This is a genomic window from Deinococcus aerophilus, assembly GCF_014647075.1.
Lineage (GTDB): Bacteria > Deinococcota > Deinococci > Deinococcales > Deinococcaceae > Deinococcus > Deinococcus aerophilus.
This window is the reverse complement of sequence record NZ_BMOM01000012.1, coordinates 12,344-35,461: the sequence shown is the minus strand read 5'-3', so window position 1 is coordinate 35,461 and position 23,118 is coordinate 12,344. Positions and strand designations below refer to the sequence as shown.

Below are 23,118 nucleotides of genomic sequence, written 5' to 3'. Positions count from 1 at the left end.
CATGCAACACATCCGCACCTGGACCGATCTGTACGGCAGCGCCCGCGCCAGCTTCGAGGGCCGCGCGGGGGGCCACCCGTGGCTGGTGGCCGCCCCCCCCGAACTCGCCTCCGCCCTGCCGGCCGCCCTGGAAGCCGTGGACGGCAAGGGCTCCGTGGACCTGATCGTGCACGAGGGCCTCACGCCCCTGCTCGCGGCGGTGCGCGAGGTGGGACCACGCGGCGTGCTCGTGATCGGCCGGCAGGCGCTGGCAGCCGGCCCCGAGGTGAACCTTCCCGCGGCCATGCTGGCGGGCACTGGGGGCCTGGAATATGCCGAGGGCGGCCCTTTTCCTGCCTGGAGCGCCCCTGCCGGACTTCACGCGGGCAAGCGCCAGGGCCAGAGCGCGGCGGCCTCGGCGGTGGCCTCGCTGGACGCGCCGGTGCTCGTCACGACGGCGGGCGCCCTGCAAAAGGCGCTGGAAGCCTGGATGGACGCCACGCCGCACGGGCGCTGAAGCTCCTTCGCCCCCGCCGGAGTGTCCACCGGAACGTTCGGTCGGGCAGCCGCTCGGCCTCACGGTGATACGCCGCCCGCCCGCGTAAACTGCCCGCCGTGCGCTCCGTTCCCCCCGCCTTCCCTGCCGCAGCCGGCGCCGGTGTCCAGGAACCCGCGCTGGACCCGGTGGTGCGCCACCTGTACGTTCACGTGCCGTTCTGCCCCAGCATCTGCCCGTACTGTGACTTTCATGTCCTGACGCGCCGGGCCGGACAGGTCGAGGCGTACCTGGCGCAACTGGAACACGAGGCCGCAGAACTGGCCTCGCGCTATGAGGTTGAACTGGACACCGTGTATCTGGGCGGCGGCACCCCCAGTTTTCTGCGGGACGCCGAGCTGGGGGCCCTGGTGGACAGCGTGCGCCGGCATCTGGGCTGGGGCCGGGCCGAGAACACGCTGGAGGTCAATCCCGGCACCGTCAGTCCCGCGCGGGCAGCGCTGTGGCGCGACCTGGGCTTTGACCGCGCCTCGGTGGGCGTGCAGAGCCTGAATGACGCCACGCTGAAGTTCCTGGGCCGCCAGCACAACGCGGCGGGGGCCCGCGAGGCCGTCGGGACCCTGATCGGCGCGGGCCTGCGCGTGTCGGGCGACCTGATCACCGCCGTGCCGGGGCAACCGCTGGACGCCGACATTCACGGTCTGGTGGAGCTGGGCGTGGACCACATCAGCGCCTACACCCTGACCATCGAACCCGGCACCGAGTTCGCCCGGCGCGGCGTGACCGTGCACGAGGACGACGAGCGTGCGGGCTTCGAGCGGACCGAGGAGCTGCTGACGGCCCACGGTTTTGCCCGCTACGAGATCAGCAACTACGCCCGGCCCGGCCAGGAGTCGCGGCACAACCTCGCGTACTGGCAGGGGCGCACCTACCTGGGACTGGGACCGGGAGCCGCCGGGCACTACCCCGTGGCCCAGGGCGGCGCAGAGCTGACCTCCCGGCGCACCAACCCGCACCTGCACGGGTGGCTCACCGGTGCCCGCGGCGAGGCCGAGCCGGTGGGCCCCGAGGACTACGTGACCGACGCGCTGTTCATGGGCCTGCGCCTGCGCCGCGGCGTGGACCTCACCGATCTCTCGCGCCGCAGCGGGCTGAACGTGCCGGAACGCTACGCCGGGGCCATCGCCGCCAATGTGCAGCGGGGTCTGCTGGAACTCGACGGCTCCCAGCTGCGGGCCACCCCTCAAGGCTGGTGGCTGCTTAACCGCGTGGTCACGGAGTTTCTGGAGGGGTGAGCCCGGCTGTTCCGGCCGGCGTGCCCCGCGTTCAGAACGGTGCCGCGCCGCACGACACGCGGGGCCGGGGGCGCGGCGGCAGCTTCCCGTCCACCCACCATTTGAGCTTGTCAATCGCCGGTGTCCAGCTATTTCAACAGGTGACGGACGGCCCCCCAAACGGGCGTTAGACTGCTCGCATGACGAAACCGATGGATTTTGACGTACTGGTGATCGGCGCGGGTCCCGGCGGCTACCACGCGGCCATCCGTGCCGCCCAGCTGGGCCTGAAGGTGGCGTGCGCCGAGCGCGACACCGTGGGTGGGGTATGCCTGAACGTGGGCTGTATTCCCACCAAGGCGCTGCTGCATGCAGGAGAGCAGATCGCCGCCGCCCGCCACGCCGCCGACTTCGGCCTGACCTTCGGCGAACAGAACCTGAACATCGCCAAGCTCAACGGCTGGAAAGACGGCATCGTCAAGAAGCTGACCGGAGGCGTGGGCGCGCTGTTCAAGGCGAACAAGGTGACCCATCTCGTCGGTGAGGCGAGCTTCGTGGACGCCCATACCGTCAAGGTCGGAGACAAGACCTACACGGCGGCCAACGTGATCATCGCCACCGGATCGGAGCCTGCCAAGCTGCCGGGACTGGAGGTCGACCAGCAGGTCATCGTGGACAGCACCGGCGCGCTGGTGGTGCCCGATCCGGTTCCGGGGCGGATGCTGTGCGTGGGCGGCGGCGTGATCGGCTTTGAATTCGCGCACGTCTACAACAACATGGGCAGCAAGGTGAAGGTCATCGAGTTCCTGCCCAACATCATCCCCGGCGCGGACGCCGACGCGGTCAAGGAATTCGCCAAGATCATGAAAAAGCAGGGCATCGAGATCGCCACCGAGACCAAGGCGAACCGGGCCGAGAAAAAGAGCGACGGCGTGCATGTCGAGCTGGAAAACGTCAAGACCGGCGAGAAGACCACCGAGGTCTTTGACCGGGTGCTTGTGGCCGTGGGCCGCCGTCCGCGCACCGACGGCCTGAACGCGGGGGCGGCGGGCGTGACCGTCACCGACCGCGGCTTCGTTCCCGCCAATACCCGCCAGCAGACCGATGTGCCGCACATCTACTCCATCGGCGACGTGGCCGGAAACCCCATGCTTGCGCACAAGGCCATGAAAGAGGGACTGGTCGCCGCCGAGGTGATTGCCGGCAAGCCCGCCGAGCAGGACGCCGTGGCGATTCCCGGCGTGGTGTACACCAGCCCCGAACTCGCCTGGGTCGGCCTGACCGAGGCCGAGGCGAAGGAAAAGGGCTACGAGGTCAAGACCGGCGTGTTCCCCATGAGCGCCTCGGGCCGCGCCATGACCCTGCAGGCCACCGACGGCTTCGTGAAGATGGTCGTGGAGAAGGACACCGACCTGCTGCTGGGCGTCCACATCGTGGCTCCGCACGCCTCGGACCTGCTGGGCGAGGCCGGACTCGCGCTGGAGATGGCCGCCACCGCCAGCGACATCGCCCTGACCATCCACGCCCACCCCACCCTGGGTGAGGCGGTATTGGAAGCAGCGGAGGCCAGCCACAAGCAGGCCATCCACATCATGAACCGGTAACGACCGGGCAGCGCACCGAGACCAGACCCCTGGGGCCAGCCCGGGGGTCTGTCGTATCCCGTGTCAGGGCAGCTCCAGCCAGCGGGCAAAGAAGCTGGGGGCCGCAAATCTCTTCCTGGCGTCCTGGGTTTCCGGCTACCGTCCCAACATGATGAGACGCCCCCAGTCAGTACCCCTCCCCCAGTCCGGCGGGCCTCCTTCGGGAGGCTTCGCCGGCGCCTGAACCGGCGCAGACATGCCATGGTGTGGCATGGAACTCCGTCCGCTGACCCCCGGGGAGGTGCCGGCCGCCGCCCAGACCTTCGTGGCCACCTTCAACGCCGCGCCGTGGCAGGAGGCCTGGACGCTGGACACGGCCGGCGCGTGTCTGTCCGACCTGCTCGCCCTGCCCCGGGCGTCTGCTGTGGGGGCCTGGGAGGACGGGCAGTGCCTCGGGGCAGTCCTGGGCCACGACTCGGTCAAGGACCACGGGCTGACGCATGAAATCAGGGAACTGTTTGTGCATCCGCAGGTGCAGGGCCGGGGGGTGGGCCGAACCCTGTTGACCCGGCATATGGCGCAGGCGCAGGAACGGGGGGTGAACAGCCTGTACCTGTTAACCGCCCGCGACTCGCCCGCCGAGGGCTTCTACGTGGCCTCGGGGTTCCGGCAGGCCCGGCGGCAGACCGTGCTGGTGCGTCCCTGACGCCGTGGCCCCGTCCCAACCGTCCCCCGCTCACGGACACAGGCCCGGCGCCGCCCGTAGACTGACCGCATGTCAACTTCCCTGTCCGGGCGCCTGAACGCCGAACTCTCGGGCCTGCGCCGCAGCGGGCTGCTGATCAAGCCGCGTGTGCTGGACGCAGCCAACCGAGCCAGAACGCGGGTGGACGGGCGCGAGGTCGTGAACCTGGCGAGCAACAACTACCTGGGCTTCGCCGACCATCCCCGCCTCAAGGAAAAGGCCGCCGCCTACCTGAGCGAGTGGGGGGTGGGCGCGGGCGCGGTGCGGACCATCGCCGGCACCCTGCGCATTCACGAGGAACTCGAAACGCAGCTCGCCGAGTTCAAACACACCGGCAGCGCGCTGGTGCTGCACAGCGGCTTTACCACCAACCAGGGCGTGCTGGGTGCCCTGCTGCAAGAAGGCGACCTGGTGGTCAGCGACGAGCTGAACCACGCGAGCATCATCGACGGTCTGCGCCTCACCAAGGCGACCAAGAAGATCTACAAGCACGCCGACCCCGCCGATCTGGAGCGGGTGCTGCGCGAGAACGAGACGGACGGCCTGAAGCTGGTCGTTACCGACGGCGTGTTCAGCATGGACGGCGACGTGGCTCCGCTGGACAAGCTCATCGAGGTGGCCCGCCGCTACGGCGCCGTGACCTATGTGGACGACGCGCACGGCAGCGGGGTGATGGGCGAGGCCGGGCGCGGCACGGTGCATCATTTCGGCTTCGAACACGCCGATGACGTGATTCAGGTGGGCACCCTGAGCAAGGCGTGGGGCGGGGTGGGTGGCTACGCCGCCGGGCACGCCGACCTCAAGGAACTGCTGATCAACCGCGCCCGCCCCTACCTGTTCTCGACCGCGCAGCCCCCGGCGGTGGTGGGCGGACTGGTCGCCGCGCTGGAGGAAGTGCAGCGCGACCCCTCGCTGATGCGCCGGCTGTGGGACAACACACACTACTTCAAGGCCGAGCTGGCGCGGCTGGGCTTCGACACCATGGGCAGCGTCACGCCCATCACGCCGGTCGTCTTCGGCGAGGCCGAGGCTGCCTTCGAGGCGAGCCGGATGCTGTTCGAGGAGGGCGTCTTTGCCGTCGGGCTGGGCTTTCCCACCGTACCGCGCGGCTCGGCCCGCATCCGCAACATCGTGACCGCCGAGCACACCCGCGACGACCTGGATCAGGCCCTGGCGGCCTACGAGAAGGTGGGCAAGCGGCTGAAGGTGGCCGGAGTCTGATCTGCGCCGGTGGGCGGTAGGGTGCCGTCCGCAGACGAAGGGTGTGACGCGGGGACCGGCGGGTCCGGGTTCCCGCGTGTCCCGGCCCCGCCCGGCTATCATCGGCTCCATGACCGCTGCGCCGAAAAAACCCTCCGTGGGCGACAAGCAGGACAAGGGCAGGGACGTGCAGGCCATGTTCGCCGACATCGCTCCGCGCTACGACCTGCTCAACCGCGTCCTCAGCCTGGGGGTGGACCGGGGCTGGCGGCGTGAAGCTGCCGATGAGGCCCTGGCGTTTAACCCTGCACGGGTGCTGGACGTGGCGACCGGCACGGCAGATTTTGCGCTGGAACTCAAGGCCCGTGCGCCGGGGGCCGAGGTGGTCGGCAGCGATTTCGTGCCGCAGATGCTGCGCATCGGGCGTGAGAAGGCGGCGGCCCGGCACCTCGACATCCGGCTGGAGGAGGGCGACGCCCTGAACCTTCCCTACCCGGACGGCAGTTTCGACAGCGTGACCTGTGCCTTCGGCTTTCGCAACTTCGCGGACTACGAACGCGGGCTCGCGGAGTTCTGGCGGGTTCTGGCCCCCGGCGGACGGGCCGTGATTCTGGAGTTTCCACCGCCGCGCGCCGGGCTGTTCGGCAGCGTGTTCCGCTTCTACTTTCAGCACGTGCTGCCGCGCGTTGGTGGGCTGATCAGCGGCAACGCGGGCGCGTACACCTACCTGCCCGAAAGTGTTCTGGCCTTTCCCCCGCCCGAACGGCTGGCCGACCTGATGCGCGCCACCGGGTTCCGGACCCGCCACCGCCTGCTCACCTTCGGCATCGCGGCGATTCACGTGGGAGACAAGCTCTAGGGCCGCTCCAGGCGCACAACGAGCATGGTTTCGGTGTGGGCGACCAGCGTTCCTGAACTGTCGTAATGCAGTCCGGCCGCCTCCCGTTGCCCCTGCCCCAGAACCGCCGCGTGTTCACGCAGCTGCGCCACCGTCTGGGGGGTGCAGCCCGACTGCGCGGTCCACCACCCGAACTCCAGGCGGTACGGCACGGTGGTCTCCTGGGTCCAGCGAAAGCCGGCCACCTCTGCCAGCGTGCGCCACGCCGCCGCCGTCCGCTGGGCGTGGTGGCTGGGGTCGCGCAGGGTCTGATAGTGGTCCAGCCAGGGTTGCAGCTCGGGCGTGGAACTGATCTGGTCGGCGACCACCAGCCGGCCGCCGGGTTTCAGCACCCGGAAGGCCTCGCCCAGAAAACGGTCGAGGTTCAGAAAGTGATGCGGCGCGTGGCGCGACGTGACCAGCGTGAACGAGGCGTCGGCAAACGGCATGGCCTCCGCGCTGCCCTGCTGAAACGTGGCGTGGGCGTGTCCCTCCGCCTCGGCTCGGGTGCGGGCATGGGCGAGCATGCCCTCCGCGAGATCCAGCCCCACGACCTCCCCCACCTGCGGCGCGAGGGCCAGCGCCGTGTTGCCGGTGCCGGTAGCCACGTCCAGCGCACGGTCCTGTGGGATGGGGGCCGCAAAGTCCAGCAGGACGGGCAGGCTGGGGCCGTGGCGGTGGACCTCGCTGGCCGCATACCGGTCGGCGTGGGCGTTGAACTGGTCGCGGCTGGCGGTCATGCCCGATTGTGCACCCTGAGGCGCAGGACATCCAGACCCGGTCCACAAAAACGCCGCCCCGGAACCTGCGGGCGGCGCCTTCAGCCGGAAGCTCAGTTCAGGGTCTGGATGTGGGCGAGCAGATCGGCGACCTGCGTGTCGCTGAGCTGGGCGTCGCTGAAGCGGGGCATCACGGCGCTGAGTTCGCGGCCCCCGGGCAGCACACCCTCGCGCAGCACGGTGGTGAACTGTGCCAGGGTCCAGGCCTTCGGGCCCTCATCGGTGACCAGGGAGGGCCCGATGCCGCCGCCCCCCTGCGCGCCGTGACAGCCCGCACAGTTGCTCGTGAACACCGTAGCACCCGCCTCGGCATTGCCCGCCGCCGCGTTGGGCGTGGGAGCGGCGTCCCCGGTGCCGCCTGCGGCCACGGGTTCGGCCACCGCGTTGGGGTCCTGCTGGGGGGGATTGCCGGTGGTCGTGTCCGCCACGGCGGGCGACTGGGCGGCGGGCAGTTCGCCGCTGCTGGTCTGTTCGGCAGCGGGCGTCTGGTCGGTGGGAGCATTGGTGGTGGCGGTTTCAGGCGTACCCTCTGAGGCGGCGGGGGCCGTTTCAGCGCTGCCCGAGGGAGCCGAGTCGGTGGCCTGCTCCTGTGCGGTGGGGGCCTCCGCCGTGGACCCACTGCCGCCCATCAGACGGGGGGTGACAATCAGCAGGGCAATGCCCAGGATCACACCCAGGGTGACGCCCGCCATCCAGGAGGCCAGGCTGCCCTCCACCCAGGGGTTGTGTCGCGTTCTGTTCATGCTGCACAGCATACGCCGCCGGGCTCGGGACGTTCTGCACCGGAAGTCTTTAGCCTGCTGTGCGGGGAGGCCCGGCAAAAGTTCTGAGCGGGCGGACTCAGAACAGCAGAGGTTCCGGCGGGGTGGATGGCCCCTCTTCTTCGGGCCACCACTGCCGCGTTCCCAGGTCGCAGCGGCCCGAGGCATCAAAGACCACGCCCTCGGCGGTCAGTAGACGTTCCTGCAGGTCTCCAAACCCCAGCTTGTGGGTGCTGACCCGGCCCTGGGCGTTGATGACCCGCTGCCACGGCAACTCGTCGCTGCCTGCCAGACTGCCCAGCACAAAGCCGGCCTGCCGCGCCGCCCCGGGAGAACCGGCCAGCATGGCCAGCTGCCCGTAGGTCATCACCCGGCCCGGGGGAATGCGGGCCACCAGCGCGAGCACCCGCGTCCGGAATCCGGCCTCGCCGCCCTCCACTACTTGCCCGCACCCCCCACCGCGCCGCCGTCGACAATGCCCGTGACCAGCGCCTCGCGGATGCCCTGCGCGATGCCCAGCGCCACACGGTCGCGGTAGTTGGTGTCCTGCAGGTTGATGCCGTCCACGGGATGGCTGGTAAAGCCGATCTCGATCAGGGCGGCGGGAATACGGCTGTTGCGCAGCACCGCCAGCGAACGGCCGGTCTTGAGGCCCTGCGAGTACGCGCCGGTCGTCGCAACCACGTTCTTTTGCAGCACCGCTGCGAGGTTGCTCGACAGCGGATGGTTGGGATTCCACCACGTCTCGACGCCGTAGCCGCGCAGGGCACTCACCGCGTCCATGGCATTGACGTGAATGCTCACGAACAGCTGCGTGCCGGGCGTGCCCATGCGGGCGCGCATGGTCAGGTCGGTGTCCTTGACCGGATTCAGGTCGCGGTCGCTGTCGCGGGTCAGGACCACGTCCACCCCGGCGGCGCCCAGCAGGGTCGCCACGCGCTGCGCCACGTCCAGCACCGTTTCCTTCTCGATCACCGCCCCCACTGCGCCGGGGTCCTTGCCGCCGTGGCCCGGGTCAATCACCACGCGCGGGCGCACGTAGCTGGCGCTCAGGGCCAGAATCGCCGTGCCGCGCGCCGCCGGAATGGGGGGCACGGCGGCCAGCAGCTTTTCCTGAGCCGACAGCGGCGTCAGGTCGGCCAGCGCGGGCGACAGATCGATGGCCAGGCGCGACAGGTCGCCGCTGGAGGGCGGCAACAGCTGCGCCCGCCAGCCGCTGCGCTCGGTGGTGGGGGTGGCCGTCAGCAGCGTGAACACCACGCCGTCAGGGCCGGGTTCGGCCCGCCACGCCCGCAACTCCGGGCTGATGTCCTGCAGGTCCTGCGCCGCCATGTTGACGCCGCTGAGCTCCACGCGCAGACCGATGCTGCCCGGCACGATGCGGTAGGAGGTACCGGGCGGCAGGTCCAGCACCACCCGCGTCTGCCCCGGGTTCCGGCCGATGCGCGGCGGGGTCAGCGGAGCGCCGCGGGACGTGCCCGGCACGCGGCCAGCCAGGGCGCTGGGAATCTCGGAATCCGCGCCGGGCAGGGCGGGTGCGGGGGGAAGGGCCCCGCCGGGTGAGGGCGCGACCGCGTCCCCGGGCGGCAGGTTGAGGCTGGCCGCCGACTCGGTGCTTCCCCGCGCCGCCGTATCTCGGGCAGCGGTGCCCACACCCGCCGTGTTCAGCGGAGCACTCAGCGCCGTCTGTGCCCCCGCCGAGGTGACCGGAGCGCTCGCCCGGACCCGCCCCGAGAGCGCCGCGCTGGCGCCGCCATTCAGGGTGGCGCCGAAATCCAGGATCAGGACCCGGGTGCCGCGCTCCAGGGTGGCCTCCATGGCCTTCCATCCCCCGGTCAGCGACAGCGGAAAGGGGGTGATCAGGGTGGCCTGACCGCCCCCGGCGCGGTACTCATTCACGCTGCTGCCCAGCTTGCCGGTCACGGCGGGCAGCACGCGCGCGCCCTGCACGTCCAGGCGCAGGCCGGTAAAGGTGGGGGTCAGGGTGTAGCTCACGCCCGGCATCAGGTCAAACACGATCCGGGTCGTGGAACCGTCACTGCTCGAGCGCGGCGGGCCGAAGGTGGCGTTCTGAACGCCGGTAAGCTGCAACGGCGCGGCGGGCGCGCTGGCGGCGGGGGTACCGGCGGGGCCGCGCAGCACCGGCGCGGCCTGGGTGGGAGCCCCCCTTTGAAAGGGGTCACTGACCTGCGGCCCGGTCTGCGCCTGCCCGGAACCGAGGGCCCCCAGAAGCAGGGCAGATGAGAAGAAAATGACATTCTGCTTCATGACATCCCCCACTATTCAGCCTAGAAGGTGAGAAAGCCGCGCTGGAGCTCATTAAACTTCGTTTCTTGAGGGTGCCACACCTCTCATAAATCAGAGGAAGGGTCAGACGTCCCTGGGAAAAGGCCGTCCAGGGGGGGCTCGCCGTGTTGGGTCCAGTATGGCGGCGGCGGGCGGTTGCGGCTCTCATGCCCGCCGGGGCCACACCGCCGCCCACCCGGGGTCAGGGCAGCACCGGGGCGTCGAACGGCGTGGCCTCCCCGGAAAACAGGCGGTCCCAGGTCGGGCGGTCGACTTCACCGGTCGGGTTCAGGCCATTGGCCCGCTGAAAGACCCGGACCGTCGTGGCCGTGACCGGTCCGTACCAGCCGTCGCCCTGCCCCACCCGCAGCGGCCTCATCAGGGCGATCAGCCGGTTTTGCACCGCGAGCACATCCGGGCCGTTCAGCCGCCGGTCCTGAAGCTGCAGCGTGCGGCTGAACGGCACCGGGGCCAGATGGTCCGGTGCCGGAACACCGTCCGGCGGGGCGGCGTCCGGGGACATGGGGAGAGTGGCCGAGGCCGGCGCAACAGCTGTGTCGGCGGGTTGCGGAGTCCCCCCCGGCATGGCCTGGATGATGGATGGGCCCACCGGCTGAACCGGCGTCAGCACCACGATGCCGATCTGGGTGGCTCCGGTGCCGGAGGTGGCTGGCGCAGCCGGGGCCGGGGGCGCGGCGGGGGGCACGTCCAGGTACACCAGCGTCTGGGCGCGGCCCTCCGGATCGGGCTGCAGCCGCACAAACACGTGGTCCTGCCCCACCCGCAGCCAGTTGAACACGCTGCGCTGCTCGTCCCGGCTGCGCCACACGCCGAACAGGTCAGCTCCCAGCGCCGCGCCCAGCTTGACGCGCGACGCCTCCACCGTGATGCCCACCCCGACACACTTTTTCTGAGAGGTGCCGATCTGCGCGAAGTTGTCCGGACAGTTGCGCACCACCCCATCCAGCACTCCGGCCACGCGCAGCGCAGCCCGGTCCAGATCACCCCCAGCGGGCGCGGCCCAGGCCGGAGAGATCAGCAGAGCGAGGGGCAGGGCATGAAACCATCTCATCGCCTGTAGTGCTAACACGTCCAAGCTGACGGCGGCTGAGGAGGACGGGGCCGTTCATTGAGTCCCGCGCCCCGCAGGCACGGCTTTCAGCGCGGGCCGTCGCCCACTGAAAGCGGGCCGGTCACACTGGAGGCCATGATACCGACCCGGCAGGAGGGCCTTACAGCTGATCCAGGGCCGCCCGCGCCGCCGCGTAGCCCGGACGCAGCCGCAGCGCCTCGCGGTAGGCCGCCTGCGCCTGGGCGGACTTCCCCAGCCCGGCCAGCGCCCGGCCCCGCCAGTAGTACATCTCCTCGTGCGCCGGAGCGTCGCGCAGCACCGCGGCAGTCAGGCGCAGCACGTCCGCGTAGCGCGCGTTGCGGGTGTAGGCCTCCAGCGCCCCGAAGGAATACCACAGCGTGCGCCACGGCAGGCCACCGGTCACGCGCGCCGGTCGGGTGGGGTCCAGCGCGGGGTCGGGGTTTGCAGCAAAGGCCGCATCGAAGGCCCGCACCGCTCCGCGCGAATCCCCCAGAGCCAGCTTGGCCTGCCCCACGTTGTGCCATGCCACGGCGTCTGCGCGCTGCCTGGCCTCGACCAGGGTCACCCGCAGCGCCGCCCGCCTGGCCATGCGCGGATCGGCGTGGTAGCCCAGCAGGTCGTTCATCTCGGCTCCGCGTTTCCCCGGTGCCATCACCACGAAGGTGCGCCCGAACGAGCGCCACAGCTCATCCAGCTTGTCGTAGGAAAAGCTCAGTGGCCCCAGGTACGAGTCGAGGGCCGAGAACTGCTGCTTGGCATCGTCATAGCCGGTGAGCAGGCGGTAGTGGCCCATGCCGCCGCTGTCGTGGGTCACGAACCACGTCTCCACGATCACCGGAAAGCCGGCGGCGAGCAGGCGGCGCAGCATCAGCGGGCTGCCGCCCCGGCCCAGGTGCACCGCCATGCCCTGCGCGCGGGCAAAGGCGGCGAGTTCCTCGGGCGACACGTTCACGTCTCCCCCGTTCGCCTTGAGCTTCGGGGCGATGTCGTACTGGTTCAGCGTGCCGCCCCAGCGGCTCAGGGCCATGCCCACCGTCACCGGGCCGCAGTTGTTGAGGCGCTGGTACTCATGCTGGATGCCGGCAATGCTGGTCTGCGCAGGCAGGGCCGCCGCCGCGCCCAGCAGGCCAAAGGTGAGCACGAAAAGAAGGCGGCGGGCCATATAGCTCCATCCTCGCGGGCCTTCATGATCCGCAACTGAGGTGTAAAGGTGGCCGGGATGCCATTCGCCGCACGCCCACGCAAGGAAAAGCGCCCACATCAACCGACGCGGGCGCTTCCTGCTCAGGAAGGAATCAGGCCGTTACAAGCGGCTGTTCCAGTCCGAACACGCGGTCGTCCACGGCCAGCGGCCCGTTGCCCGCCTTGATGGTGGCGGCCAGCGTCTTGATCTCGGGGAACAGTTTCGTGAAGTAGAACCGGGCGGTCTGCACCTTGCCCAGGTAGAAACCGTCCTTGTCCTGGCCAGCGTCAATCTTGTCCTGGGCGACCTTCGCCATCCGGGCCCACAGGTAGCCGTAGACCACGTGGCCGAAGAAGCGCAGGTAGTCGACCGCGGCGGCGTTGACCTCATCGGCACCGCCCTCGCCGTTCATGGCCTTCTGCCCAATCACCATGGTCAGGCTGCCCAGCTGCTGCGCGGCCTTGCCCAGCTGCGTGACGTACTCGCCGATGTGCTCGTCGCCCTCGTGTTCCTCGACGAACTCCTGCAGGGTAGCGGCCAGCTTCTGCAGCTTCTTGCCGCCGTCCATCAGGACCTTGCGGCCCAGCAGGTCCAGCGACTGGATGCCGTTGGTTCCCTCATAGATCTGGCTAATGCGGGCGTCACGGACGAACTGCTCCATGCCCCATTCCTTGATGTACCCGTGGCCGCCAAAGACCTGCTGGCTCTGCACAGCGATGTTGAAGCCGTTGTCGGTCATGAAGGCCTTGGCGATGGGGGTCAGCAGAGCGACCAGATCGCCCGCCTCCTTACGCTTGGCTTCGTCGGGGTGGTGATGCTCGATATCGATGCTCAGGGCGAGCCACATCGCCATGGCGCGGCCCGCCTCAGTGTAGGCCTTGCCGGTCAGCAGCATGCGGCGCACGTCGGGATGGACGATGATGGGATCGGCGCTCTCGCTGGGGTTCACGCGCGGGGTGTGGCGCATCTGCAGGCGGTCCTTGGCATACGCCAGCGCGTTCTGGTAGGCCACCTCGCCCAGGCCCAGACCCTGCAGGCCGGTGCCCAGCCGGGCCGCGTTCATCATGATGAACATGTGGTTCATGCCCTTGTTGACCTCGCCCACCAGATAGCCGGTGGCGCCGTCAAAGTTCAGCAGGGCGGTGGCGTTGCCGTTGATGCCCATCTTGTGTTCCAGGCTGCCGCAGACCACGCCGTTGCGCTCGCCGGGTTTGCCGTCGGCGGTAGGCAGGTACTTGGGCACCAGGAACAGTGAGATGCCCTTGGTACCTTCGGGGCTGCCTTCCAGGCGGGCCAGCACGAGGTGAACGATGTTCTCGGCCATGTCGTGTTCGCCGGCACTGATAAAGATCTTGGTGCCGCTGACCGCGTAGGTGCCGTCGCCGTTGTCCTTGGCCTTGGTGCGGATGATGCCCAGGTCGGTGCCCGCGTGCGGCTCGGTCAGGCACATGGTGCCGGTCCACTCGCCCGAGACGAGCTTGGGCAGGTACAGGTCCTTGAGTTCGTCGCTGCCCACGGCGTGCAGGGCGCTGTACGCTCCGTGCGACAGGCCGGGGTACATGCTCCAGGCCACGTTGGCGCTGTTCAGCAGCTCGACGAGCACGTTGCTCACGAGGTGCGGCATGCCCTGACCACCGTAGTTGGGGTCGGCGTCCAGGGCCGTCCAGCCGGCCTCACGGTACTTCTTGTACGCGGCCTTGAAACCGGTGGGGGTGGTCACCTCGCCGTCATCGTGACGAACGCAGCCTTCCCGGTCCCCCACGGCATTCAGGGGAACCAGTTCGGTTTCCACAAAGCGGGCGGCCTCGTCGAGCACCTGACCCATCAGGTCGGCGTCGGCAGTCTCGTTGCCGGTGTAGTACGGAATCTTGCCGAGTTCGGCGGGGGCGTCGAGCAGCTCGTTCATCAGGAACTTGATGTCGCGCAGGGGGGCTTTGTAGCTGGGCATGGGTTTCTCCTCCTTGGCGTGGGGATCACGCCCCTGAGGGACGATACCCGGCGCAGCGCACACGGTCACCGTTCCCTGGATCGGGCGGTTGATCGGCACAGTCTTGAACCGAGTATAAAACTTTTGGCCGGGGATGTCATCCCCATTCCGTTTGCGCGGTCCATCCGGAACGAGGCAGGGGGACAGAACGCCTGCGGCCAGCACAGGGTCCACGACGCAGAAATTCTTCCCGTCAAGGGACAGTTGTGTATGACACTGTTCTTTTCGAGTATCCTGCTAAAGATCATGAATTATCCAAGCCTGGTCTGGCATCTCAAACGCACGGAGCTGTTTGCCGACCTGGAACTTGCCGAGCTGGAACGGGTGGCGGTCTCCACACCCTACCGCTCCTACGGTCCGGGGGAGGTGATCTTCCGGATGGATGACCCCGCCGACGCGCTGTATTTCGTGCGCAGCGGTCTGGTCAAGATCAGCAAGCTGTTTCCCAACGGCAAGGAGGCCATCCTCAGCGTGATCGGGCAGCACGACACCTTCGGCGAGCTGCTGTTGCAGCCCGAGGAACGCCGCCCCACCCAGGCCGAGGCGCTGGAGCGCACCACGCTGATCGTGCTGCCGCGCAGCGAACTGCAGAAACTGCTGAACAGCAAGCCCGAGCTGGCCATGAAACTGATCCGCCTGATGGCCGCCCGGCTGTTCGAGGCCCAGGCCTGGAGTGCCACGGTCAGCGCGTACAGCGCCCCCGAACGTGTGGCCAGCCTGCTGTACCGGCTGGCGCGCGAATTTGGCCGGCCACACAGCCAGGGCATCGAGCTGAACCTGAAGCTCAACCAGGAAGACATCGCCCGCATGGTGGGGGCCACCCGCGAAACGGTGAGCCACTCGCTGGGCAAGCTCAAGCAGGACGGAGCCATCGTGCGGGCGCGCACGCCCATCATCGTGCGGCTCGAGGCCCTGCAGCAGTACATCGATCAGGGCAACTGAGCGCGCCCACTCGCAGGTCTGCGCCGCCTTCCGGGGCGGCGTTTTCATATGCACATCCATCTCTGTCCGCCGGTCCGCATGCGGCGCCGCTGGCCCGGCAGGAGGGGAAAGCCGACCGCGTTTGCCTCTGCGGGCGGGCCTGAGCCTTCTGTGCCGAGCGGTGCGGGTTGGGGGTGGAGCCGCTCAGCGCCGCAGCTTGCGCGCGGCCTCGTCGGGGGTGATCTCGCCGCGTTCCAGGCTGCTCAGGATCTCGGCCTGCGGGTCGGCGAGTTCGGGTTCGTAGCCGATGGCGCGCAGCAGCGTATCGAAGCGGGCGCGCACGGTGGGGTAGCTGACGCCCAGCACCCGCTCGACCTCCTTGAGGTTGCCGCGCACCCGGATGTACAGCCGCAGGAATTCCAGGTTCTCGGGGGTGAGGGTGGCGAACTCGTTGAGTTCAAAGCTGCCGCGCACGGTCACGCCACTGGTCGGAAAGCGGAGTTCGGTGACGTGCGGCGCTTCGGTTTCGTCGGGAAAGGGCAGGGGCAGGGGACGCATGGGCCTCACTGTAGGGGGAGAAAAGGAGGGCCGGCCACCACAGGTAAGGGAAGGACGGAGAACCCCCCCCCATCCTTCCCCACCCGCCTCACTTCAGCGAGATGTGGACCTCGTTGCCCTCGCTGTCCTCGGCGTTGATCAGCTCGCCGGGGGGTGGATCGGCCCCGATGAGCAGTTGCAGGGTGTCCAGGCTGAAGCCAGCACTTTCCAGCGCCCGGATGCCGTGCGGCGGAATCAGCTTGTGCAGGTGCGGCGCGAGGCTCACCGGCAGGTTGGCGCTGTACTCGTCGCCCTCGGCGGACTCCACCTGAATGCGCAGGATGCGGGCGGAGGAGTGCCGGGGAGCGCCGGCGTGTGCCGGGCCGCCGGAGGCCGCCGGAGAGCCGCCAAAGCCATCGGAGATGCGCTCCACGACCTCGTCGAGGCCGCCCGTGACCCGGTCCATCAGGTCGTCCAGACCGCGGACCCGGTGGCCCCCGATGATGACCTGGGGACGGCGGGGCAGCGGGGGCGATGGCGGGACAGTTCCCGCGGACACGCCGCGCAGCAGCAGCAGGTGTTCGGCCACCTGCCCGGTATCCAGCTCCTCGCGGGCAAGCAATGAGGCGATCAGTTCGCGGTCGCTGGCCGAGAGGGCCAGCCGGGTGCTCAGGGCGGCGAGCAGCGGTCCGGCGTCTTCCAGACTCAGGCGGCCCGCCCGCACCAGTTCGAGGATGCGTTTGACCTTTTCTTTCATGAGGTCACCAGCTTGATCTGACCCAGCGCCACCTTGCACGACAGGGTGGCCGAGCCGTCGCCGAACTGTCCGGCGTGACGGGTGGACATGAAGCCGCCGCTCTGGCTGGTCGGGAAGTCGGCCTTGAACGCGCCCATGGTCACGTCCGCGTTCACGCGCAGGCCGCTGCCCGGCAGCAGGTGCAGGGTGGCGTTGCCGGCGTTGACCTCCACGCGGTGGTCCCCGCCCGACAGCACCCCGGCCCACTTGAGGTTGCCGCCGTTCACGCTGGCGTTGAGGGTCTGTGCGCCGGTCAGCGTGAGGTTACCCCCGTTGACACTGAGGTGCGTCGGGCCATTCATCTCCGCAGCGGTCAGATTGCCACCGTTCACGTCCGCCTTCAAGCCCGCGGCGCGGCCCATGCGGATGTTGCCGCCGTTCACGTCCGCCTGCATCTCGCCGCTCAGGTCGGGCAGGGTGAGGTTACCGCCGTCTACCCGGGCACGCACATGCCGGGGCGCAAACGGAACAGACAGGATGGCCTTCACATTGTTCCAGTGGGTCCAGTTCCCCCCCTGGTCGCTGGACCGCGCCACCCGCCAGCCCTGCCCGGTGGCGTTCAGCGTGACCGCGCCTTCGGTGTTGGCGCTGAGCTGCGGCCCCTGGACCGACGAATCATGCACGACATTCAGCGAGTAGCCGCTGACCACGAGGTCCAGATCGGGCGGCGTTGCGTCCGGCTGTTCCCCTGGGGGCAGGGGCATGAACGCCTCGGGCTCCGCGCTGTGCTGCGTGGGCTCCAGCAGACCGGCGGCCTCCTCGGCGGTGAGTTTGCCCTCGGCGACCAGACGCTGTACCTGCGAACGGAAATCTTCTGGCGGTTGCTGTTCATTCATATCCGTCTCCTTGAGAAGAATAGAAACATAGATATTCCATAATGTCAAGTTAGATATTAGATTCTTTGGAAGCCCTGAGCAGCCGAGCCGTCTGCAGCGCGCTTAAGATTGCTATTTCAGGTTTTCACACACTGTCTCTAAAACCAGACTTTCTATTCGGTAGGATTCTGTGGTGTGCTCCGGCCAGTTGCCGGCGCCCCGTATTCTCTGGGCCATGACCCTTCCCGAACTGACGCCCGCCGGGCGCACCGAGATCGAGCTGCTGGCGCGCGGCAAGGCCCAGAAAAGCCGGACCCTGCGTGAACTGGGCCTGTCAGAAACACCCGAGGCAGCCCATACCCTGCTGCTGCGGCTGGGCCTGTGGTCCGAGGCCCGGACCCCGTATGCCGACCGGCTGGGCGCGGCGCTGGACCCGGTGACGCTGGACGTGCCCGATTTTGCCGGGGAACCCCGGCTGGACCTGACGCACCTGACGGCCTACGCCATCGACGACGAGGGCAACCGCGACCCGGACGACGCGGTGGGCATCGAGGCCCTGCCCGGCGGCCTGACGCGGCTGTGGGTCCATGTGGCGGACGTGGCGGCGCTGGTATCCCCGGACAGCCCGCTGGATCTGGAGGCACGCGCCCGAGGCGCCACGCTGTACCTGCCGGACCGCACGGTAGGCATGCTGCCCGACGCCCTGATCGAGAAGACCGGGCTGGGCCTGCACGAAACCATGCCCGCGCTGTCCATCTCGCTGGACCTGGACACGGACGGCAACGCCGATGCGGTGGACGTGGCGCTGACGCAGGTGCGGGTGCAGCGGCTGACCTATGGTCAGGCCCAGGAACAGCTGGAAGCGGGCGAGGAACCCTTCGTGACGCTCGCTACGCTGGCGCGCGCCAGCCGGGAGTTGCGCGAGGCCGAGGGCGCACTGAGCATTGACCTGCCGGAGGTGCGCGTGCGGGCCGACGAGAACGGCGCTGAGGTCACGCCGCTGCCCCGCCCCGAGATGAGACAGGTGGTGCAGGAGTGCATGACGCTCGCGGGCTGGGCCGCCGCCATCTACGCCGACGACCACGACATTCCGTTGCCCTTCGCCACCCAGGACGCCCCCACCCGCGAGGTGCGCGGCGACGGTCTGGGGGCCCAGTGGGCCCGACGCAAGACGCTGGCGCGCACCCGTTTTCAACCGTCGCCGGGGCCGCACGGGGGCATGGGACTGGACCTGTACGCCCAGGCCACCAGCCCCATGCGCCGCTACCTGGACCTGGTGGTGCACCAGCAGCTGCGCGCCCATCTGGACGGCACCGAACCCATGAGCGGCAAGACGGTGGCGGCCCACATTGCCCAGGCGGGCCTGAACGCCGACGCCACCCGCCAGGCCGAGAGACTCAGCCGGCGCCACCACACGCTGCGCTTTATCGCCGCCCAGCCGGAACGCGAGTGGGACGCAGTGGTGGTGGACCGCCGCGGCCAGAGCGCCACGCTGCTGCTGCCCGACCTGGCCTATGACCTGGCCCTCAACACACCCGCCCCGGTCGGCACGGCGCTGCGGGTGCGGCTGGTGGACGTGAACCTGCCCGCGCTGAGCGTGCGGGCGCGTCCCGTGTGACCGCATAGCTGAACCGAGGAGCGGCTGGACTGTGGGGTGGGCGGGCTGCGGGGATGGCCGTGGTCGCCTAAAAAGCCTCAGCCAGCCTTTCAGCGGTCTCCAGCCCCCCTACCCAACACCTTTCGGCCAACACCAGGGTCCGGCGACCACACGGCTCCTCCGGTCAGGAGGCCGCCCGGAAGCGAGCGCGCTCCCAACGTTTAAAGCGCCGTAAAAATGAACCCAGAACATTTAGTCTCCAGCCGAAAAATAACGTCAGGCACGCACATTTGGTGTCGTCAATCCTGCTTCACCTTTCATTCATGTGCTCGGCGATCTGCTTAAACTGCTGTTTATGACTGCCATGAGCCGGGTAGAGAGCGACATCGTGTCTCTGCGCATGAGCCACTGCCGAGCCGAGCAGGCCGCGCAGACGGCGCAATACCACCTGGCCGTCCAGAACTACCGTGCCTGCCTGGAAGCCGCCGAGTGCCGCGAGGACTGCCGCGCGGTGGAGTTCTTCGCCTTAAAACTCGCCACCTGTTACGACCGCATGGGCCTGCCCGACAAGGCTGCGCAGTTCCGGGCCCTGGCGAACGCGGATGACCTGCCCGCCCTGCTGGGCTGAGGCCCGGCAGCACGTTTTCGGTTGCCGCCCTGCCTGGGCCGCCCGCGGACACCTCAGATGATGGTCAGGAACAGGGCGCACAGTGGGCCCATGTCTCTGTTGTCCTGTACCGCGCCGCGCCCCCCTGGGGCCGTGACCCGCTTCCTGCGCCGGGCCGTGCTCGGGCTGGGCCTGCTCGTTTGTTCCGGTGCCAGCGCTTCCGGTGCCAGCGCCGCCACACTCACGCTGCAGGCCGGTCAAAGCGCGCTGGTCGGCGACACCCGGGTGACCCTGCTGCGGGTCAATGACAGCCGCTGCCCCCCCCGCGCCCAGTGCATCGTGGCGGGAAACGTGGCCGCCAGGATCTTCGTGGTGCGCGGCAGCTCAGCGCGGCTGTACACCGTGCTGCTGCCGGGCCCCACCGTTCAGACCGCTGCCGGAGCGCTGCGCCTGAGCGCTGCCACCGGGCCGCAGGAGGACCGCAGGCCACCGCGCCTGACCTTCACGGTAAAGCGCTGACCGTCCCCCGCGGGCTGACCGTGCTCCGCTGACGGCCGCCGGGGTGGCCGAGGTGCTGTAATGCGGAACATGCAGCACTTCTCCCCCACCGATCCGACCCCGCAGGCCCTGGGCTTCGTCATGCCCCCCGAATGGGCCCCGCACGCCGCAACGTGGCTGAGCTGGCCGGCCGACAACGACCTGTGGTTCGGCCACCTGGAAGCGGTGCGCACCGAGTTCGCCGCGCTGGTGCGCACCATCGCCCGCTTCGAGCCGGTGCAGCTGCTCGTCCGCGACGCCGAGAGCCGTCAGGACGCGGCCGAGCGCCTGAGCGGGGCGGACGTGACCTCCCACGACGTGCCCCTCAATGACGTGTGGATTCGGGACAACGGCCCGCTGTTCGTGACGCGCGGCTCCGAGGTCTCGCTGATCAACTGGCGCTTCAATGCCTGGGGCGGCAAGTTCGAGTGGCACGAGGATGACCAGGTGCCCGAATACGTGGCCCGCACGCTGGATGCCGCGCACTGGGACCTGCCGGTGGTGCTGGAGGGCGGCGCGCTGGAACTGAACGGGGCTGGCGTGGCCCTGACCACCCGCTCGTGCCTGCTGACCGACACCCGCAACCTGGGCCTGAGCGCGGAGCAGTATGCCGACTGGCTGCGCGCCTACCTGGGCATAGACCGGCTGCTGTGGCTGGGCGCGGGGCTGGAAAACGACCACACCGACGGCCACATCGACACCATCACCCGCTTTACCGACGAGCGCACCATCGTGACCAGCGTGGACGAGGATCCCAGCGATCCCAACCACGCGGTGATGGCGGCCAACCTTGCGGCGCTGCGCGGGATGACGGACCTTGACGGTCAGCCGTTCCGCATCGTGGAGCTGCCGCTGCCTGTCCGGCGGCTGGAGGGCGCCGAGGGCCGCCTGCCCCCCACCTACGCCAACTTCTACATCGGCAACGGTTTCGTGGCCGTGCCGCAGTACGGCGACCCCAACGACGCCCGCGCCCTGGAGGTGCTCACGCCGCTGTTTCCGGGCCGCGAGGTCATCGGCCTGAACAGCCGCGCGATCATCGAGGGCGGCGGCTCGTTTCACTGCGTGACCCAGCAGCAACCGGCGGGGACGGTGTGGACCGGACGGTAATTGACCTGGGCGGCGGCTTCACGGCCCGGCGCCTTTCCCTGGACCAGTACCGCGAGGCGTGCGCCCGGCTGGAGGGGCGCATCTTCGGCGGCGGCTGGGGTTACGCCTTTGATCCGCCCCACAAACCCCCGCCCCCCCTGGGAGAAAGCTGCTCCTGGGGCCTCTTCGCGGGAGACGAACTGATCGGCTGGAGCCACGCCCACCAGCGCGACGAGCGCACGGTGTACATGGCCGACAGCGGCGTGCTGCCGGAGCACCAGGGACGCGGCCTGTACACCCGGCTGCTGCCGCATCTGCTCGCGGCCTTCCGCGCGGCGGGCTATACGCTGGTCCAGAGCCACCACCGCGCCACCAACAACCGCGTCCTGATTCCCAAGCTGCGGGCGGGCTTTTGCCTGCAGGGCCTCAACCTGTACGAGGGTGGCCTGAATGTGTCACTGACCCTGAGCCTGGACCCGGTGTACCACGACGCCATGCATGTCCGCAGCGGGTTCCGGGCGCCGCACGGCGACACGGCGCGGCGGCTGGGGCTGCCCCCCACACCTCCAGCCGAGCGAACGCCGGTTCCTTCCATTCCGATGCCCGGGGGCCAGGGCGAGGACACCGATCTGGGCGGCGGCTACGTACTGCGCCCCGTGCCCTACGAGGTCTATTACGGGATCTATACGCGGCTGGAGGCGGCGGCCTACGACAGCGTATCGCTGGACTGGCCCACTCCACCCCGGCTCGAACCGCCGGAAGTTCCGCGTTACGTGTGGCTGGTCGGCCATGCCGGCGAGGTCGCGGGCTGGCAGTACTCGCGGCAGTGGGACGCCCGCACTGCGTACATGGTGAATACCGCCCTGCTGCCCGCCCACCGGGGCCGGGGGCTGTACACCCGGCTGCTGCCCGCGGTGCTGGGCGCGCTGCAGGCCGGGGGCTACGACCGGGTCCGCAGCCACCACCACGCCACGAACACGGCCGTGCTCGTGCCCAAGCTGCGGCACGGCTTCTGCATTCAGGGCCTGACCGTGGACGACCACGGTGTGATGGCCGTGCTGATGCACAGCTTCGGCCCGCTGTACCGCGCCTACATGGAGGTGCGCAGCGGCATGCAGCCGCCGCTGGGCGCGGTGGCGCGGGCGCTGGGCCTCACGCCGGCTGCCCGGCCAGGAACGGGGGCGCCGGCTGATCCGTCTTGTGGGCCGGACGGTGCCTCGCCCGCTTGACGGTGGCGATGCCCGCTCCCGACCTCAGTACCTCGCCGTACAGAGTCCACCACTGCCGCGCCGTCGCGGGGTCACGGGTCAGGTTCTCGAAGCGGTAGTACGCGGCGCTGCCCTCAGGCGACACGAAGGTGGGCGTGCCGAACACCCCGATCCCGGCGGCCTCGACCAGATCGGTCCGCAGGCGGGCGCGCAGGCCGCATTCGTCGGCGCGGTCGGCGGCAAACTGCCCAGCGTCCAGCCCGGCGGCCCGCGCCGCTGCCTGCACCGTGTCCTCATCCAGCGGCTTCTTGTGTTCATGGACCGCCCGCAGGAGGTCCAGCGTAAAGGCCCAGCTCCGCTCCTCCCCCTGCCGGGCTGCCGCGCCCGCCGCCAGGAAGGCCCGCAGGCTGGCCTGCTGGGCGTGGCTGCCCTCGCCTATGGGCTGATCGGTAAGCCACCACCGCGGCTCCGCCTGCCCCGCGTTGCCGGGGTGGTTGCCCTGCACCAGCGAGAAATGCCGCAGCCGGAAGGAGGTGTCCGGTTCACGCAGCGCTTCCGCCAGTTCCACACCGCGCCACGCGTACGGGCACAGGAAATCGAAGAACACGTCGGTGGTGCCGGGGGCCATCTGCGGCGGAGTCATGGCCGGACCCTAACACCCGCCTGCCGTCAGGAACGTCAGTCCCACTGCCAAAATCCGGTCTGGCGGGACGCGGCGGTGGGAGAACAGCGCCGGCCAAAACAGAGCCCGCCGGCGACCCAACTCCATTG

General features: G+C 69.3%; 23 protein-coding genes. 12 read left to right on the top strand and 11 right to left on the bottom strand.

The genetic code is table 11. The annotated features are described in order from the left end of the window. Position 1: 1 nt before the first annotated feature. The 6 genes from IEY21_RS08980 to ubiE all read left to right on the top strand — a co-directional run bounded on the left by IEY21_RS08980 (position 2) and on the right by ubiE (position 6,136). Positions 2-496, top strand: a complete 495-nt coding sequence (locus IEY21_RS08980; RefSeq protein ID WP_188903559.1) for a hypothetical protein — start codon at positions 2-4, stop codon at positions 494-496. 98 nt (positions 497-594) lie between these two features. Further along, entirely contained in the window at positions 595-1,770 is a 1,176-nt protein-coding gene (hemW, locus tag IEY21_RS08975; RefSeq protein ID WP_373290500.1) for a radical SAM family heme chaperone HemW, read from the top strand. Positions 1,771-1,949: 179 nt separating this feature from the next. Beyond that, positions 1,950-3,353: a dihydrolipoyl dehydrogenase gene (gene lpdA, locus IEY21_RS08970; protein WP_188903557.1), complete on the top strand. Its 1,404-nt coding sequence runs from the start codon at positions 1,950-1,952 to the stop codon at positions 3,351-3,353. 250 nt (positions 3,354-3,603) lie between these two features. Beyond that, positions 3,604-4,038, top strand: a complete 435-nt coding sequence (locus IEY21_RS08965) for a GNAT family N-acetyltransferase (protein ID WP_188903556.1) — start codon at positions 3,604-3,606, stop codon at positions 4,036-4,038. Between the two features lie 69 nt (positions 4,039-4,107). Further along, positions 4,108-5,298 (top strand): glycine C-acetyltransferase, encoded by a 1,191-nt coding sequence (locus IEY21_RS08960; protein ID WP_188903554.1) that lies wholly within the window; start codon positions 4,108-4,110, stop codon positions 5,296-5,298. A 109-nt stretch (positions 5,299-5,407) separates the two neighbouring features. Beyond that, complete coding sequence (gene ubiE / locus IEY21_RS08955; RefSeq protein WP_188903552.1) at positions 5,408-6,136, top strand: bifunctional demethylmenaquinone methyltransferase/2-methoxy-6-polyprenyl-1,4-benzoquinol methylase UbiE; 729 nt, start codon at positions 5,408-5,410, stop codon at positions 6,134-6,136. Here the strand turns inward: ubiE and IEY21_RS08950 are convergent. The 7 genes from IEY21_RS08950 to IEY21_RS08920 form a co-directional block, all read right to left on the bottom strand. Further along, positions 6,133-6,894, bottom strand: coding sequence for a class I SAM-dependent methyltransferase (locus tag IEY21_RS08950; protein WP_188903550.1), 762 nt, complete (start codon positions 6,892-6,894; stop codon positions 6,133-6,135). The genes ubiE and IEY21_RS08950 overlap by 4 nt on opposite strands. A 92-nt stretch (positions 6,895-6,986) precedes the next feature. Continuing rightward, positions 6,987-7,676 (bottom strand): c-type cytochrome, encoded by a 690-nt coding sequence (locus IEY21_RS08945; RefSeq protein WP_188903548.1) that lies wholly within the window; start codon positions 7,674-7,676, stop codon positions 6,987-6,989. Positions 7,677-7,773: 97 nt separating this feature from the next. Continuing rightward, positions 7,774-8,133 carry an MGMT family protein gene (locus tag IEY21_RS08940; protein ID WP_229752997.1) on the bottom strand — a complete coding sequence of 120 codons (360 nt, stop codon included), beginning with the start codon at positions 8,131-8,133 and terminating at the stop codon, positions 7,774-7,776. Further along, entirely contained in the window at positions 8,133-9,962 is a 1,830-nt protein-coding gene (locus IEY21_RS08935) for an N-acetylmuramoyl-L-alanine amidase (RefSeq protein WP_188903546.1), read from the bottom strand. The genes IEY21_RS08940 and IEY21_RS08935 overlap by 1 nt, the downstream gene beginning before the upstream one ends. 220 nt (positions 9,963-10,182) lie before the next feature. Next, on the bottom strand, positions 10,183-11,052 hold the full coding sequence (locus IEY21_RS08930; protein WP_188903544.1) for a peptidoglycan-binding domain-containing protein: 870 nt from the start codon (positions 11,050-11,052) through the stop codon (positions 10,183-10,185). Positions 11,053-11,212: 160 nt separating this feature from the next. Next, positions 11,213-12,235 carry a C39 family peptidase gene (locus IEY21_RS08925; protein WP_188903542.1) on the bottom strand — a complete coding sequence of 341 codons (1,023 nt, stop codon included), beginning with the start codon at positions 12,233-12,235 and terminating at the stop codon, positions 11,213-11,215. A gap of 133 nt (positions 12,236-12,368) precedes the next feature. Continuing rightward, on the bottom strand, positions 12,369-14,204 hold the full coding sequence (locus IEY21_RS08920) for an acyl-CoA dehydrogenase C-terminal domain-containing protein (RefSeq protein WP_188903540.1): 1,836 nt from the start codon (positions 14,202-14,204) through the stop codon (positions 12,369-12,371). 285 nt (positions 14,205-14,489) lie between these two features. On the opposite strand from IEY21_RS08920, the gene IEY21_RS08915 reads away from it, so the two are divergent. Continuing rightward, entirely contained in the window at positions 14,490-15,185 is a 696-nt protein-coding gene (locus tag IEY21_RS08915) for a Crp/Fnr family transcriptional regulator (protein ID WP_188903538.1), read from the top strand. Between the two features lie 183 nt (positions 15,186-15,368). Here IEY21_RS08915 and IEY21_RS08910 read toward each other — a convergent pair whose 3' ends face one another. From IEY21_RS08910 to IEY21_RS08900, 3 genes are all read right to left on the bottom strand, one after another. Continuing rightward, positions 15,369-15,722: a DUF2089 domain-containing protein gene (locus IEY21_RS08910; protein ID WP_188903536.1), complete on the bottom strand. Its 354-nt coding sequence runs from the start codon at positions 15,720-15,722 to the stop codon at positions 15,369-15,371. Positions 15,723-15,810: 88 nt separating this feature from the next. Then, positions 15,811-16,458, bottom strand: coding sequence for an SHOCT-like domain-containing protein (locus IEY21_RS08905; protein WP_188903534.1), 648 nt, complete (start codon positions 16,456-16,458; stop codon positions 15,811-15,813). Further along, the gene (locus IEY21_RS08900; protein WP_188903532.1) at positions 16,455-17,333 is read right to left on the bottom strand and encodes a DUF4097 family beta strand repeat-containing protein; all 879 of its coding nucleotides are present in this window, start codon (positions 17,331-17,333) and stop codon (positions 16,455-16,457) included. Before IEY21_RS08900 ends, IEY21_RS08905 begins: the two co-directional genes overlap by 4 nt. Before the next feature lie 214 nt (positions 17,334-17,547). Between IEY21_RS08900 and IEY21_RS08895 the strand changes: the two genes are divergently transcribed. From IEY21_RS08895 to IEY21_RS08875, 5 genes are all read left to right on the top strand, one after another. After that, on the top strand, positions 17,548-18,930 hold the full coding sequence (locus tag IEY21_RS08895) for a ribonuclease R family protein (RefSeq protein ID WP_188903530.1): 1,383 nt from the start codon (positions 17,548-17,550) through the stop codon (positions 18,928-18,930). Between the two features lie 334 nt (positions 18,931-19,264). Then, positions 19,265-19,537: a hypothetical protein gene (locus tag IEY21_RS08890; protein ID WP_188903528.1), complete on the top strand. Its 273-nt coding sequence runs from the start codon at positions 19,265-19,267 to the stop codon at positions 19,535-19,537. A 90-nt stretch (positions 19,538-19,627) separates the two neighbouring features. Further along, positions 19,628-20,035, top strand: coding sequence for a hypothetical protein (locus IEY21_RS08885; RefSeq protein WP_229752996.1), 408 nt, complete (start codon positions 19,628-19,630; stop codon positions 20,033-20,035). 69 nt (positions 20,036-20,104) lie between these two features. Continuing rightward, complete coding sequence (locus tag IEY21_RS08880) at positions 20,105-21,160, top strand: agmatine deiminase family protein (RefSeq protein ID WP_188903526.1); 1,056 nt, start codon at positions 20,105-20,107, stop codon at positions 21,158-21,160. Further along, positions 21,145-22,368: a GNAT family N-acetyltransferase gene (locus tag IEY21_RS08875; protein ID WP_188903524.1), complete on the top strand. Its 1,224-nt coding sequence runs from the start codon at positions 21,145-21,147 to the stop codon at positions 22,366-22,368. Before IEY21_RS08880 ends, IEY21_RS08875 begins: the two co-directional genes overlap by 16 nt. On the opposite strand, the gene IEY21_RS08870 is transcribed toward IEY21_RS08875, so the two are convergent. Continuing rightward, a complete protein-coding gene (locus IEY21_RS08870) occupies positions 22,292-22,990 on the bottom strand; it encodes a DsbA family protein (RefSeq protein ID WP_188903522.1) in 699 nt (232 codons plus the stop codon). The two genes, IEY21_RS08875 and IEY21_RS08870, sit on opposite strands and share 77 nt — an antisense overlap. Positions 22,991-23,118 lie beyond the last annotated feature (128 nt).

Coding starts and splice junctions, on each gene's coding strand:
- ubiE (WP_188903552.1), top strand. CDS start 5,408: ATGACCGCTGCGCCGAAAAAACCCTCCGTGGGCGACAAGCAGGACAAG.
- IEY21_RS08935 (WP_188903546.1), bottom strand. CDS start 9,962: ATGAAGCAGAATGTCATTTTCTTCTCATCTGCCCTGCTTCTGGGGGCC.
- IEY21_RS08905 (WP_188903534.1), bottom strand. CDS start 16,458: ATGAAAGAAAAGGTCAAACGCATCCTCGAACTGGTGCGGGCGGGCCGC.
- IEY21_RS08870 (WP_188903522.1), bottom strand. CDS start 22,990: ATGACTCCGCCGCAGATGGCCCCCGGCACCACCGACGTGTTCTTCGAT.
- IEY21_RS08920 (WP_188903540.1), bottom strand. CDS start 14,204: ATGCCCAGCTACAAAGCCCCCCTGCGCGACATCAAGTTCCTGATGAAC.
- IEY21_RS08925 (WP_188903542.1), bottom strand. CDS start 12,235: ATGGCCCGCCGCCTTCTTTTCGTGCTCACCTTTGGCCTGCTGGGCGCG.
- IEY21_RS08945 (WP_188903548.1), bottom strand. CDS start 7,676: ATGAACAGAACGCGACACAACCCCTGGGTGGAGGGCAGCCTGGCCTCC.
- IEY21_RS08950 (WP_188903550.1), bottom strand. CDS start 6,894: ATGACCGCCAGCCGCGACCAGTTCAACGCCCACGCCGACCGGTATGCG.
- IEY21_RS08930 (WP_188903544.1), bottom strand. CDS start 11,052: ATGAGATGGTTTCATGCCCTGCCCCTCGCTCTGCTGATCTCTCCGGCC.
- IEY21_RS08960 (WP_188903554.1), top strand. CDS start 4,108: ATGTCAACTTCCCTGTCCGGGCGCCTGAACGCCGAACTCTCGGGCCTG.
- IEY21_RS08895 (WP_188903530.1), top strand. CDS start 17,548: ATGACCCTTCCCGAACTGACGCCCGCCGGGCGCACCGAGATCGAGCTG.
- IEY21_RS08885 (WP_229752996.1), top strand. CDS start 19,628: ATGTCTCTGTTGTCCTGTACCGCGCCGCGCCCCCCTGGGGCCGTGACC.
- IEY21_RS08900 (WP_188903532.1), bottom strand. CDS start 17,333: ATGAATGAACAGCAACCGCCAGAAGATTTCCGTTCGCAGGTACAGCGT.
- IEY21_RS08980 (WP_188903559.1), top strand. CDS start 2: ATGCAACACATCCGCACCTGGACCGATCTGTACGGCAGCGCCCGCGCC.
- IEY21_RS08915 (WP_188903538.1), top strand. CDS start 14,490: ATGAATTATCCAAGCCTGGTCTGGCATCTCAAACGCACGGAGCTGTTT.
- lpdA (WP_188903557.1), top strand. CDS start 1,950: ATGACGAAACCGATGGATTTTGACGTACTGGTGATCGGCGCGGGTCCC.
- IEY21_RS08880 (WP_188903526.1), top strand. CDS start 20,105: ATGCAGCACTTCTCCCCCACCGATCCGACCCCGCAGGCCCTGGGCTTC.
- IEY21_RS08965 (WP_188903556.1), top strand. CDS start 3,604: ATGGAACTCCGTCCGCTGACCCCCGGGGAGGTGCCGGCCGCCGCCCAG.
- IEY21_RS08890 (WP_188903528.1), top strand. CDS start 19,265: ATGACTGCCATGAGCCGGGTAGAGAGCGACATCGTGTCTCTGCGCATG.
- IEY21_RS08910 (WP_188903536.1), bottom strand. CDS start 15,722: ATGCGTCCCCTGCCCCTGCCCTTTCCCGACGAAACCGAAGCGCCGCAC.